The organism is Butyricimonas hominis, assembly GCF_014287455.1.
Taxonomy (GTDB): Bacteria; Bacteroidota; Bacteroidia; order Bacteroidales; family Marinifilaceae; genus Butyricimonas; species Butyricimonas muris.
On the sequence record NZ_JACOOH010000001.1, the window covers coordinates 719,637 to 732,676 of the forward strand.

Genomic DNA, 13,040 nt, shown 5'->3' on the forward strand with positions numbered 1-13,040 from the left:
CCTACAAATGCGTAAACAATAAAATATATCATGTGGACTAAGATAGCAGGGATTCTTCTTCGTAACCGGATTGCCTTTATTACAGGGATCTTGATCATAACCATCTTCATGGGATTCCAAATTCCAAAAGTGGAAATGTCTTACGAATATGCCAATTTGCTACCAGCCACAGATAGCGCCTATCTGGATTACGTTGATTTTCACGAGAAATTCGGTCAAGAAGGCAATGTAATGGTTTTTGCTGTTCAAGATTCGAACTTCTACCAGTTGGATAAGTTGAATGACTGGATTGCCATGTGTGATAGTTTAAAGGCTTTGCATGGAGTCATTGCCCTAGTGGATATTACGCATTCATATAACTTGCAAAAGGACACTCTCAACAAAAAATTCGAGATTCATCCCATTTTTCCGGATCGTATCAAAGATCAGAAGGAACTGGACAGCCTTGTCAATATTATTGAAAACTTACCCTTCTACGACGGGACGCTTTTTAACAAGGCGAAAGATATTTACGGGATGATGATTTCGGTTTCCGCCGATGTGATGAATTCTCCGGCACGGGTAGGACTGGTAAAGGATGTGTTGGAAATCACGGAAGAGTATTCAAAGAAATATAACATACAGATGCATTATTCGGGGATGCCTTACATCCGGGTAATCAATGCCGAGAATATCAAGGGAGAAATGTACATGTTCATTTTCTTGTCCTTGCTGATTACCACGTGCATCTTGTACCTGTTTTTCCGGTCGTTCCGGATTATCGGCTTCTGCTTGTTGATTGTACTGATTTGCGTGAGTTGGACGGTCGGCGTCATGGCTATGCTGGGGATTAAAATTACTCTGCTGACCGCCATGCTTCCACCATTATTAATCGTGATCTGTATACCGAATCTGGTATTCATGATTAACAAATTCCATGCAGAATACGATCGACACGGTAACAAAATCAAGGCATTGCAACGCATGATTCAAAGAATCGGAAACGCTTCTTTCTTGAGTAACTTGACAACGGCTGCCGGATTTGCCACGTTTATCGTGACTTCCAGCCAAATTCTGGTAGAGTTCGGTATCACGGCATCTATCGGTATCGCCTTTGTTTACTTCGTGTGCCTCATCATGATTCCCTGTGGATTCAGTTTTATGCCTGCCCCGGATAGCAAACAAATCAAACATCTGCATAACAAATTAGTAAATAATACAATAGATCGTGTCATCCAACTTATTCTAAATCGCCGGAATGTAGTTTACGCCATAGCTATCGTGATAGTCATTCTAGGTGGAATAGGGATATCCATGATAAAATCTACCGGCTATATGGTGGATGATTTGAAAGAAACAGATCCTATTCGTCAAGACCTTTCCTTTTTTGAAAAGAATTTTGACGGACTGATGCCGTTGGAAGTAACTGTCGATTTCAAAAAACCAAAGCAGGTTTTAAATTTACCTAATCTCGAAAAACTGGATAGACTCTCCAAAGAATTAGCCGAAGATGAAGATGTATCCAAGCCTATTTCTATCGTGGAAGTAATCAAGTTTGCCAATCAAGCCTTTTATAACGGTAAACCGACTTATTACAAACTTCCGACCAATATGACGAAGAATTTCATCCTGAAATACGCTTCACAATCCACGGGAGAACTTGGTAACCAAGCCAATTCATTTATTGACTCCACTCTCCAGCGAACGCGGTTAAGTTTCCGGATTAAAGACATCGGCACCAAGAAAATGCAGGAAAAAGAAATTAAACTGTATGAAATCGCGGAGAAGTATTTTCCAAGTGATCGTTACACGGTGAAAGTGACAGGTTCAAGTATCATTTTCTTTAAAGGAACCCAATATCTTGTATTCAACCTTTTTACCTCACTTGCCTTGGCCATTCTTCTGATTGCCCTCTTTATGGCGTGGATGTTCAAGAGCAAACGTATGGTACTCGTGGCATTGCTCCCCAATATTATCCCGCAAATCATCACGGCTGCCATCATGGGGTATTTCGGAATCCCCATCAAAGCATCCACGATACTGGTATTCAGTATTGCCTTTGGAATCTCGGTAGACGGAACCATTCACTATCTGGCCAAATACCGTCAGGAATTGCAGGGAACGAACTGGAGTATCCGTTCCTCCGCAGTGTTGGCCTTGAAAGAAGCGGGACAAAGTATGATATACAACGCTATCATCCTGTTCTTCGGCTTCGGCATCTTCGCCCTTTCCGATTTCGGGGGAACCGTCGCACTGGGAATCCTAGTATCGATCACCTTGCTCGCCGCCATGCTTTCCAACCTGATTCTCCTCCCGTCACTCTTGCTGACGCTGGATAAACACACCACGAACAAAACATTCCAAGACCCAAAAATTGATATCTTCTCGGAAGAGGAAACGAAAGAAAAATAGAGAATGCGGAAGCATCATATCAGCTTCCGCTCCTTCAAATCCAAATAACTATTGATACTGTTCACGGTGAGGGCTTCCGGTTTGGAAAGAATCACTCGGATACCCATTTGGCTCAATTCCCGCACCATTTGTCGTTTCTCCATGGCAAATCCGGCGGCAATGGTTTCGAAATAGACATCTTTGACACCACGTACAGGACGTTCCAAAGCTTTATTCAGCTCCGAGTTTTCAAATAAAACAATCAATACCAAATGTCGGCTCGCCAGTCGTCGCAAAGCCGAAAGATGACGCTGCATTCCGGTTACGGTGTCGAAATTGGTAAAAAGGATTAACAGACTACGTGTCGGGATTTGTCGGACAACCGAAATATATAATTTCTCGAAATCCGACTCTTGATAATGTGTTTCCAACCGATAAAGGAATTCACTGATTCTATTCAATTGTCCCACCCGATTATCCGCTTTCACACAATTCCGGGAAGTATTGGAAAACGTGATTAATCCTGCCCGATCACCTTTTTTCAATATCACGTTGGACAATGTCAGTATGGTATTGATTGCATGATCCAGCATCGTCATCCCGTTAAAGGGGGATTGCATGGTACGACCTTTATCCACGAGACAATAAATCTGTTGCGAGCGTTCCTCCGTGTAAGTATTTACCATTAAATGGTTATGCTTTGCCGTGGCTTTCCAGTTCACGGTACGGGGATCATCCCCCACCACGTAAGGCTTGATCTGTTCGAACGCCATATTTCCCCCCAACGCACGGGTACGTATTGCACCGTTCTCCGGGTGATAATTCCCGTAAGCCATTAGCTCGTACCGGTGCATCATCATAAACGACGGGTAAACGGCAACCTCCCGTTCCAAATCAAAAGAGTAACGCCTTTCCACCAGCGACAAACGGGTAGATATAAAAGCCCGAACCTTGCCGAACCCGTATGCGCCCCGTTTGGTAGGGCGCAAAGTATAATTTATTCCCTGCTGTTCGCCGGGCATCATATTTAAAGAGAAAGAAATATGCCGATTCTGGAACTCCACAGGAATCTCGTCTATCAAACGGCAATGCACCCCCACGGGATAACGATTCCGAACCTCGACACGAACGGGATTTTCCTCCCCGTTGGAAAGCTTGTCCGAAACAACACGGGAAGCCTCGAATCCTTGTTTATAACGGTACAAGGCTATCAACTCCAATAACACCATCACCGCGTACATGAGCAAAGCCCCCGCCACCCATATCAATAGTAAAGGAAAGACATAAGCCATCACGAGGGCAAAAATGCCCAACAGCAAACAGGTGAAAAAACGCCCGGTCAGATATGTATCTTTAAATACTCGCACTATCTTGGTACTTCTATTTTAGAAACGATTTGTTGTATAACCTGATCGACTGTCACACCTTCCAACTCTTTCTCGGAAGACAGCTGCACCCTGTGCCGCAACACGGGAGCCACCAGTTGCAACACGTCATCCGGGGTCACAAAATCTCTTCCTTGGATGGCCGCGAAAGCCTTTGCTCCATTCATCAAAGCGATAGAAGCACGCGGAGAAGCCCCCAAATACAACCAGCCACTCTTGCGGGTAGCGTAAACGATATTCACGATAAACGTTTTGATCTTCGGATCAACCACCACTTGAGACACGGATTCCCTCAACTCCCGCAACATATTGACATTCAGCACGGGTTCCAGCGTGTTCCAATCCTTGATTGCTCCACGGTCATGCAATTCAAGCACCTCAACCTCTTCCTCCGCGGACGGGTAAGTCACGTTTATCTTGAACAGGAAACGGTCTAATTGTGCTTCCGGCAACCGATAGGTCCCCTCGTGCTCGATCGGATTCTGGGTACCGACCACGATAAACGGGTAGTCCATCTTGTATTCTACCCCGTCATTCGTGATCTGCCGCTCTTCCATCACCTCGAACAAAGCCGCTTGAGTCTTTGCCGGGGCACGGTTAATCTCGTCCACGAGAACAAGATTGGTAAATATCGGTCCTTTCCGGTACTCGAAACGTCCTGTCGCGGGAATAAATACCGAGGTCCCCAGAATATCGCTCGGCATCAAATCCGGCGTAAACTGTATCCGGTTAAAATTCACGTCCAGCATCCGGGACATGACCTTCGCCATGAATGTTTTGGCGATACCGGGTACCCCCTCGATCAGAATATGTCCGTCAGCCAACATCGCCGTCAACAACAAATCCGCCACTTCCCGCTGTCCGACAATCACTTTGCCCATTTGTTCCCGAATCCGGGCAACCTTCTCGTGCAGACTCGTGAAGTCAATTCTGGACTCAAAATTTATCTGGTCTTCCATGCTTTTATCTTTTAGTTTTAAACAACTCTATATATTTCACTAATTCTCGTAACTTCTCTTCGTTCACGTGTTCTGTCTTCCGGATCAACAGAATCAAGTTCACCAACTTCTCCGTTTCCTCTTTCGGTACTCCCGAACGTTCCGCCAATAATACCGCGAACTCGGCGTTTAATTCATCTGTCCGTAACTTATAGTAATACCGGATTTCCTCCAAGAAACAATCTATCCGTTTATTAGCAATCGCCACGTGATCCCGGTGTTTATAATACAGGGAACTCACCACCCCGACAAATTCTAACGTTCTGTTCTCCGGGGGACGAATGACAGGAATGTACCGTTGCTCCCGCTTTGAACGGAACAACACGTACAAAATGCCACCCAGCAACAATAATATATACGCCCATTTCAATGCCGGATACTGAAGAAGTACCCGGAAAGGAGTAGCCTGTCCCTTGCGCTCGTTTTTCTGGTACTCGTCCCAAACCGCGTTCAAATCGGCAGGGAGAAAAGACAGTGCCTTCTGGTAATAATCGCCCGCCAAAGAATCCAACAAATAAAAATTCGTGAAAGCGATCGGATTCGTGTGCAGGTAAAGAACCCCTTCACCGTAAGGCAGACGGATAAAATTCGGCATCGTTACCGTATCCACGTATCCCAGTATTTCCCCGGCAAATGATTTTTCCAATTTAAAATACCGGTGTTTTACCCGGAAAGGATATGCCTTTCCAAACCCGCGGATATAATCATTCCCTTCCCGAAAATCCTGTACTTCTTTTACTCCCGCAACAGATAACAACGTGTCCGGTATATATTCTGCCGAAAGAAAAAGCGTGTTTCCCCCTCCCACGTAATCCAACAGGATATCAGCCTCTCCATTCGCGTTTTTAAAATATCGGTTCACGAAGAAATATACTTCCGGTTCATCACTATCTTTCAGACGCAATCTCTCTCGCGGGGAAACCCGTGAAACCGTTGTCTTTCCTTCTGGGAACATATACGGCAAAGCGTCTTTCATGATATAAGTCCCGAAAGGTCCTTTCTTATCCACCGAGAAATTCATACTCCAATCCACGGGTTGCGGCTTATTTGCCTCGTAAATCGTGTAGATCGTCATTAGCGCTACCACGAGAAGGATGATCCACAAATTCTGCCTACGCTTCATTTCTCCACCTCCTTTCTGAAGTCTATAAAATATTGCCGGATATTCCGGTATGCCTCTTCGTCGACCGGAAATTCCCCGTAACAAACGTGATCGAATATACGGCTTAGATCTTCAAAAGTCCGGCTCCATTCCCGGTCACGTATCTCGTAAACATAGTCCCGATTGGTTTTGGAAGCTTCCCAACGAATCACCTGCTTCTCATCTAAAATTTGAAGCAACCCGGAATAACTTACCCGGACAGCGAGCGTGTAATCTTTTTCCTGCTCTGCCTTTACCAACATCCGGGAAAAAGTATCCCCGTCCTGCTCCCCGTTATAATCTCCCGTATCCGCGGCAAAAAGTCCCTCTCCCCTCTTTCTGAAAACCAAACTCTTCCGATATTTTATAAGTAAAATGATCAAACCGCCCGCCAAAAGAATCAAGATAATATATAACACGATATCCATGACCTGTGAAGAAGAATCAGACCATTTCATCCGGAACAACCGTTCCAAAATCCAACGTTTAATCCAATCCCACAACCCGGGAGCGGCAGACATATCCCTCTCGTAATCGAAATTAGCGTCATTTCTATATTTTTCCAGAAAATCGGCACCGGGGGAACGCGTCACCTCTTCCGCCAACATCGTTCCCCGGCAGCAAACCAGTACAAACAGAATAATATATCTAGTCAGCCATCTCATCCGTTTTATTTTCAGGTCGAGTTCCCAATTCATCTATCCGGCTCAACAATGTCGTGTGTTCCATCTCTTCCGACCGGGAGAAGAAGAACATCCCCAGCCCGATAAACACAATCGTGTGTAGCGTGTATTTTCCCAAGTAAGAAAGTAACAGCGTGAACGTCACCTCGTAAATTCCCGGCATTTCCCCCGTAAACGCTGAAGTTACGGTCAATGCCATATAAGGTATACTGAATACATAAGCAACAACTCCCACCAATAACTGCAAAACCACGGCATAACCGACAGTTCGCCACCAGTTCCCCTTCGTGATCGCCATAGCCCTAGACATCAAGGCATCAAAGCCGTTGTCCTTGATAATAATCAAATAAGTCCCGAAAGTCAAAGCCACCCCAAAATAAATCCCCGGTACAATCAGAAAAAGACATCCCACAACCACGATAATCATATAAAAAAGCGACCATACGATAAAGATTCCTAGTTTTCTCATCATCATGGCAAATACCTCGCTAATCGTGATCCGTTCCTCCACCCCTCCCCGGTAATGATCCCAATATACCCGAAGATAACAAATGGAGAACAGCTGCACCCACGCCACCATAATCATGGCAAAAAGTCCCGTCATCATGGAATTAATCATCACATTCCCGAAAGCATCCGTCGTTCCCAGATATTGTTGCGGGTTATAAGTCATATCAAGCGCACCCAATAACAAATCCTTCATTAAAAACACAACCAACAGAATTACCGGAAACCCGATCACCGCGAAAGCCCGAATAAAAGGCACAAACTCCTGTTTCATAAAATTTATAGTTGCTGTTATCAAGTCCGAAAAAGAACGTTCCACGCTCAAATTAATCTTTTCCATGCAATTCGTTTTTATGTAAGTAATAAGGATAAACAATAAAATAACCGATCACGCCACCCAGCGAAAGGATAATCGCCGCGGCTCCCACGACAGGATAACTATCGGCATATCTCGTGATAAAACTTTCAATCCATCCGGCAATCACGAAGAAAGGAATCAATCCCGTGACAATCTTTATACCCCGCAACGCACCCTCTTTAAATGAATACATCCGTCGGTAAGTGCCCGGAAACAAGAAACTATTCCCCATAACCAACCCGGCTCCCCCAGCTATAATAATAGAGGTGATTTCAAATGTCCCGTGTGCCCAGACCGAAAGAACCGAATGTAACAGCAATCCCTGTTGGAAGAAAAAATACTGGAAAGCCCCGACCATCAAACCATTCGTGAAAAGAATCCACAAAGTCCCCGCCGAGAAAAGAATACCGAAAACAAAGGCGACAAACGACACTTTTATATTGTTCGTGGTAATCATCACGAACATATCCAACTCGTCCCCGGAAGCATAAATACCCATTGGCGTCCCGTTCTCAATATTACTGATCGTTCTTTCCACGTAAGCATCCCCCAGAATAGAACGCACGAAACTCTCGTCATGTGCCGTGGAAAACACCCCGATTAATGCCGAGAACAAGAAGAGAAGCAACGCGAACAATAAAGTCCGTCGTTCCCGGTAAAGCAACAAGGGAAACTCGTGTCCCCAGAATGTCAACATCCCTCTCCTCTCGGACTGCTCACCCTTGCCGTATATATTAATCTGGTAAACAGATATTAACTGATTCAGATACTTCTCCACGTCGCTTCCCGGGTAAAAAGTTTTGGCATAAGAAAGATCATCAGACAAAATCACATAATTAGAGGCAAGCGTATCCGTGTTCAAACGTCCCACGTTCTCCATTTCCGCCCATTTTGATTTATTCCTATTTACAAACCGCGATTCTTTCATAATCCGTTTTCCACACGTTTTTTACTGTGCTAAAATTAATGCATTTCGAGAGAAAAACTGTATTTTTGTGAAAATATTTCCATAAAACATGAACATCTCTATCAATACCGCCCATAATGTAGCTATCAATTACACTCCCGCGGGAGTTATAGACCGTGTTTTAGCCACCATTATAGACTTTGCATTCCTATTCGGGTTGCTATTCATGAGCGCTATCGTGTTAGGCGCATTGAGTACTTTCATAGACATGGACTGGTTAATGTTCATTCTTGTATTTCTATTATCTCTCTATCATTTAATTTGTGAATACGCGTTCAACGGGCGTAGCCTCGGAAAATTTACCATGCGTCTTCAAGTAGTCAAACTAAACGGTAAAAAACTCACATTCTGGGATTGTATGCTCCGTTGGATATTCCGTTTGATTGACATCACCATTTCCAGCGGAGCCGTTGCCCTTATATCCATCATTGTTTCCAAACACACGCAACGTCTTGGAGATCTGGCTGCGGGGACAACCGTAATCCGTCACGAGAGAAGCGTCACGTTAAAACAGATGAGCCAGTACGATGCCCCGGAAGAATACGAGGTCGTGTTTCAACAAGCCGCTCTCCTTTCCGACAAGGATATCAAAATCATCAAAGACGTACTCCGTGAAGTAAACAGAAACAAAAATTACAACCTACTTGCCCCTTTGGCAAAAAAAATTAAAGAGGTAACAGGTATTGAAACCGATATGGTACCTCTCGACTTTGTAAAAACCATTTTAAAAGATTACACGCGCTTGGCAAATGGCAATGACTAAAGACTCGCGTCTTTAGCCGCTACTGTCTTTATCTCTTTCAGTACGTCTTCCAATAATTGTGACGTTCCTATTCTGAAATACTTCGGACTAATCCATGCTTCACCCAGCACGTGTTTCACGATTGTCAAATAACGAATAGCGTTTTGCACTTTCGTGATACCCCCGGCTACCTTTATTCCGACCATTTTCCCTGTTTGAACATGAAATTGGCGCAAAGCCTCACAGATCACGTAAACCGCCTCCGGGGTAGCATTCATGGGCACCTTTCCCGTTGACGTCTTGATAAAATCCGCCCCGGCGTATGCCCCGAGCAAAGAAGCATTGAATATACTTTCTATCGTCTTCAATTCTCCTGTTTCGAGAATCACTTTCAGCACGACTCCGGCACACGCTTCCCGAATAGCAACCAGCTCTTTATAAACTTGTTCGTAATTGCGTTCCAGCACTTCCCCCACGGAAATAACCACGTCAATCTCGTCTGCCCCGGCGGCAATAGCCTCCTTACATTCGGCCAACTTCACATCGAGAAATGTCTGCGCGGCAGGAAAACAAGCCCCTACCACGGTCGTTTTGATCGGCGTACCCGCCAACCCTGCTTTCACGACTGGAGCGAAACGGGGAAAAACGCAAACAGAAGCCACGTCCGGCAACGTATTCTTCTTGATTTTCTTTAAAAGTTCTGTCACAAAAGCAGTCACGGACTTTTCGGAGTCAGTCACTTTCAACGTCGTGTAATCCATACAAGAAACGCACAACTCGAAATTCTCGTTGCAATAAGCCGGAGCGATTTCTTTTTCAATCACGCCGTCCAACTCAAATTCGATACGATCTTCCAAATTTGAATACCCGTAAGCCGCCAATGTTTCCACTATATTCTCCATATACTTTAATTTATTACTTAGGCTCCTCCCCTACCTCCGTCTTCCTTCATACGAAAAAAAACACCACCGGGTTATGGCAATAACCCTTGTTCGTTTCCTAAAGCCAAGGCAAATTTACACAATGTTTGTGAGGTTTTAAAGTAAATCTCGTCCAAAATAATTAATTTTGGAAGGTGAAATTCAACCGTAATCTATAAGCTAAAGATAATAAAATATATGGCAACCAAAACAGAAGAACAAACGACCCCGTTAATGCAGCAATATTATTCGGCAAAGGCAAAATATCCCGACGCGATCCTGTTATATCGTATGGGTGACTTTTACGAAACCTTCGGCGAAGACGCCAAGCTCACTGCTAAAATTCTAGGCATCACCCTGACGAAACGTTCCCACGGCTCTCCCGGTGACGTCGAACTGGCAGGCTTCCCGTATCACGCCATAGACAACTACCTCCCGAAACTCGTGCGTGCGGGGCAACGTGTAGCCATTTGCGAACAATTGGAAGATCCCAAGAAAACCAAGAAACTCGTGAAAAGAGGCGTTATCGAATTGGTAACACCCGGTGTTTCCTACAACGAGAACACCATTGACAACAAAAATAACGTTTTTCTCGCTGCCGTTTATTTTACTAAAACCAAAGCCGGCCTCTCCCTTCTGGATCTTTCCACGGGAGAATTTCTCACGACGGAAGGCACCCCGGCAACCATGGACAAGATACTAAACAGTTTCCAGCCCAAGGAAGTTCTTTACCCCAAAGGCTCGGAAACCCGTTTCAACGAAATCTTCGGTTCTAAATATTACACGTACCCCATAGAAGAATGGTTCTTTGAAACCGAATCTTCAGCCGACCGATTGAAAAAACATTTCGAGGTCACCACCCTGAAAGGATTCGGGATCGACAAAATGGATTGCGGTATCTCTGCCGCCGGAGCCGTACTTTACTATCTTGATGCAACCAAACACGAACTTGTCGGACATATCACCTCGATCTCCCGTATTGACGAATCGACCTGCGTATTGCTCGACCGGTTCACGTTGCGCAATCTCGAAATTCTGGACACGCTTCACGAGGGCGGACGCTCCTTGGCAGACATTATCGACAGAACCATCACCCCCATGGGCGGACGTACATTACGCCGCTGGCTGTGTATGCCCTTGAAAAATCCGGCAGAGATCAACGAACGTCTTGACATCGTGGAATGTTTCGTGAACCACGAGAACGAACGCTTGGAACTGGAACAAATACTTCGCACCATCGGCGATCTGGAACGTCTTGCTTCTAAAATTGCCGTCGGACGTATCTCCCCCCGGGAAATAGTTCAACTAAAAGTTGCATTACAAGCGATTAAACCGTTAAAAGAACAAGCCTTGGCTACGGGAAACGAGATTCTATGCAAATGGGTGGAACGACTGGATGATTGCGAAGAATTATACCAAAGAATAGAAAAAGACATCCGGGAAGACGCCCCCGCTTTACTAAGCAAGGGCAACGTGATCGCCGAAGGCGTGAACGCGGAACTGGACGAATTGCGGAATATCTCTTCCCACGGGAAAGAACTCTTGTTGAAAATGCAGCAACGGGAAATCGAAAATACCGGAATCCCCACGCTGAAAATCAGCTTCAACAACGTGTTCGGGTACTATATCGAGGTCACCAGAATCCACACGCACAAAGTTCCCGAAACATGGATCCGCAAACAGACGCTCGTCAATGCCGAACGTTACATCACCCCGGAATTAAAAGAATACGAGGAAAAGATACTGGGTGCCGAAGAACGGATTCAAACACTGGAAAGCGACATCTACAACGAACTCATGGCAAAGGCAACGACATATATCCGCCCTATCCAACAGGATGCCCGGATCATATCGCATATTGATGCTTTAATCTCGTTTGCCAACGTTGCCATAACCAACGACTACCATCGCCCGGAAATCAACGAATCATTCGTTATCGACATCAAAGCCGGACGCCACCCCGTGATCGAGAAACAATTACCCCCGGGAGAAAATTACATCGACAACGATCTTTATCTGGATAACGAGAAACAACAAATCATTATCATCACCGGACCCAACATGGCAGGTAAATCCGCCCTCTTGCGGCAAACGGCACTCATCGTCATCATGGCACAAGCCGGATGTTTCGTCCCCGCCGCATCTGCCAAAATCGGGTATGTTGACAAGATTTTCACCCGTGTAGGAGCCTCTGACAATATTTCCCTCGGGGAATCCACCTTCATGGTCGAGATGAACGAGGCGGCAAACATACTAAACAACATCTCCGACCGCAGTCTTGTCCTCTTCGACGAACTGGGACGGGGTACCTCTACCTACGACGGAATTTCCATCGCTTGGGCTATCGTGGAATTCCTGCACGAGAATCCCAAAAATAGAGCTAAAACACTATTTGCCACCCACTATCACGAACTGAACGAAATGGAAAGTTCCTTCCCCAAGATCAAGAACTTCAACGTGTCGGTGAAAGAAATCAGCAACAAGATCGTATTTCTCCGCAAGTTAGTCAAGGGCGGCTCCAACCACTCCTTCGGTATCCAAGTCGGTAAAATGGCAGGACTGCCCCAATCCGTTATCAAACGCTCGTCCGAGATACTGAAACAACTTGAAAATGATCGTAATTCCAACGGAAACATACAAAAAAATGTAGCCAACATCGGCAACGAACGGGAAGGTATTCAATTAAGTTTCTTCCAGCTGGAAGACCCGGTGTTACTCCAAATCCGTGACGAAATCGCGGGACTCGACATCAACAGCTTAACCCCCTTGGAAGCCTTGAACAAACTGAACGAAATCAAGAAAATCACGGGTATCTAAAAGAGATAAAAGAATGTGTCAAAAGTCCATTCCTTTCTAAAACTCCTCCGTCTGCTTCGCAGCCACCTCGAGACCGGTTTCCGGGCTCAATACCCCGAAGGGGGGAGGGAGTTAAAAATGACTTTTGACACTTTCAGACTTTATGGACGAGA

General features: G+C 45.3%; 10 protein-coding genes. 3 read left to right on the forward strand and 7 right to left on the reverse strand.

All coding sequences use genetic code 11. The annotated features are described in order from the left end of the window. Positions 1–30 precede the first annotated feature (30 nt). Positions 31–2,391, forward strand: coding sequence for an efflux RND transporter permease subunit (locus H8S64_RS02810; protein WP_186974857.1), 2,361 nt, complete (start codon positions 31–33; stop codon positions 2,389–2,391). A 14-nt stretch (positions 2,392–2,405) separates the two neighbouring features. Here H8S64_RS02810 and H8S64_RS02815 read toward each other — a convergent pair whose 3' ends face one another. Genes H8S64_RS02815 through H8S64_RS02840 form a run of 6 tightly spaced genes read right to left on the reverse strand, consistent with a single transcriptional unit; the run spans position 2,406 to position 8,370 of the window. Further along, the gene (locus tag H8S64_RS02815; RefSeq protein ID WP_186974858.1) at positions 2,406–3,737 is read right to left on the reverse strand and encodes a DUF58 domain-containing protein; all 1,332 of its coding nucleotides are present in this window, start codon (positions 3,735–3,737) and stop codon (positions 2,406–2,408) included. Continuing rightward, a complete protein-coding gene (locus H8S64_RS02820) occupies positions 3,737–4,714 on the reverse strand; it encodes an AAA family ATPase (RefSeq protein ID WP_186974859.1) in 978 nt (325 codons plus the stop codon). Before H8S64_RS02820 ends, H8S64_RS02815 begins: the two co-directional genes overlap by 1 nt. A 4-nt stretch (positions 4,715–4,718) precedes the next feature. After that, positions 4,719–5,876, reverse strand: a complete 1,158-nt coding sequence (locus H8S64_RS02825; protein WP_186974860.1) for a DUF4350 domain-containing protein — start codon at positions 5,874–5,876, stop codon at positions 4,719–4,721. Beyond that, entirely contained in the window at positions 5,873–6,559 is a 687-nt protein-coding gene (locus H8S64_RS02830) for a DUF4129 domain-containing protein (protein ID WP_176554984.1), read from the reverse strand. Before H8S64_RS02830 ends, H8S64_RS02825 begins: the two co-directional genes overlap by 4 nt. Continuing rightward, on the reverse strand, positions 6,543–7,424 hold the full coding sequence (locus H8S64_RS02835) for a hypothetical protein (RefSeq protein ID WP_099291304.1): 882 nt from the start codon (positions 7,422–7,424) through the stop codon (positions 6,543–6,545). The genes H8S64_RS02830 and H8S64_RS02835 overlap by 17 nt, the downstream gene beginning before the upstream one ends. Beyond that, positions 7,411–8,370, reverse strand: a complete 960-nt coding sequence (locus H8S64_RS02840; protein WP_186974861.1) for a stage II sporulation protein M — start codon at positions 8,368–8,370, stop codon at positions 7,411–7,413. Before H8S64_RS02840 ends, H8S64_RS02835 begins: the two co-directional genes overlap by 14 nt. 88 nt (positions 8,371–8,458) lie before the next feature. Here H8S64_RS02840 and H8S64_RS02845 point away from each other — a divergent pair, with 88 nt between their 5' ends. Beyond that, positions 8,459–9,172 (forward strand): RDD family protein, encoded by a 714-nt coding sequence (locus H8S64_RS02845; RefSeq protein WP_099291306.1) that lies wholly within the window; start codon positions 8,459–8,461, stop codon positions 9,170–9,172. On the opposite strand, the gene deoC is transcribed toward H8S64_RS02845, so the two are convergent. Next, the gene (deoC, locus tag H8S64_RS02850) at positions 9,169–10,053 is read right to left on the reverse strand and encodes a deoxyribose-phosphate aldolase (protein ID WP_099291307.1); all 885 of its coding nucleotides are present in this window, start codon (positions 10,051–10,053) and stop codon (positions 9,169–9,171) included. The two genes, H8S64_RS02845 and deoC, sit on opposite strands and share 4 nt — an antisense overlap. 216 nt (positions 10,054–10,269) lie before the next feature. Between deoC and mutS the strand changes: the two genes are divergently transcribed. After that, entirely contained in the window at positions 10,270–12,888 is a 2,619-nt protein-coding gene (gene mutS / locus H8S64_RS02855) for a DNA mismatch repair protein MutS (RefSeq protein WP_186974862.1), read from the forward strand. The last annotated feature ends 152 nt before the right edge of the window (positions 12,889–13,040 follow it).

Bases quoted from the DNA above. Each gene is read 5' to 3' on its own strand.
- mutS (WP_186974862.1), top strand. From the start codon at position 10,270: ATGGCAACCAAAACAGAAGAACAAACGACCCCGTTAATGCAGCAATAT.
- H8S64_RS02825 (WP_186974860.1), bottom strand. From the start codon at position 5,876: ATGAAGCGTAGGCAGAATTTGTGGATCATCCTTCTCGTGGTAGCGCTA.
- H8S64_RS02830 (WP_176554984.1), bottom strand. From the start codon at position 6,559: ATGAGATGGCTGACTAGATATATTATTCTGTTTGTACTGGTTTGCTGC.
- H8S64_RS02820 (WP_186974859.1), bottom strand. From the start codon at position 4,714: ATGGAAGACCAGATAAATTTTGAGTCCAGAATTGACTTCACGAGTCTG.
- H8S64_RS02835 (WP_099291304.1), bottom strand. From the start codon at position 7,424: ATGGAAAAGATTAATTTGAGCGTGGAACGTTCTTTTTCGGACTTGATA.
- H8S64_RS02840 (WP_186974861.1), bottom strand. From the start codon at position 8,370: ATGAAAGAATCGCGGTTTGTAAATAGGAATAAATCAAAATGGGCGGAA.
- H8S64_RS02810 (WP_186974857.1), top strand. From the start codon at position 31: ATGTGGACTAAGATAGCAGGGATTCTTCTTCGTAACCGGATTGCCTTT.
- deoC (WP_099291307.1), bottom strand. From the start codon at position 10,053: ATGGAGAATATAGTGGAAACATTGGCGGCTTACGGGTATTCAAATTTG.
- H8S64_RS02845 (WP_099291306.1), top strand. From the start codon at position 8,459: ATGAACATCTCTATCAATACCGCCCATAATGTAGCTATCAATTACACT.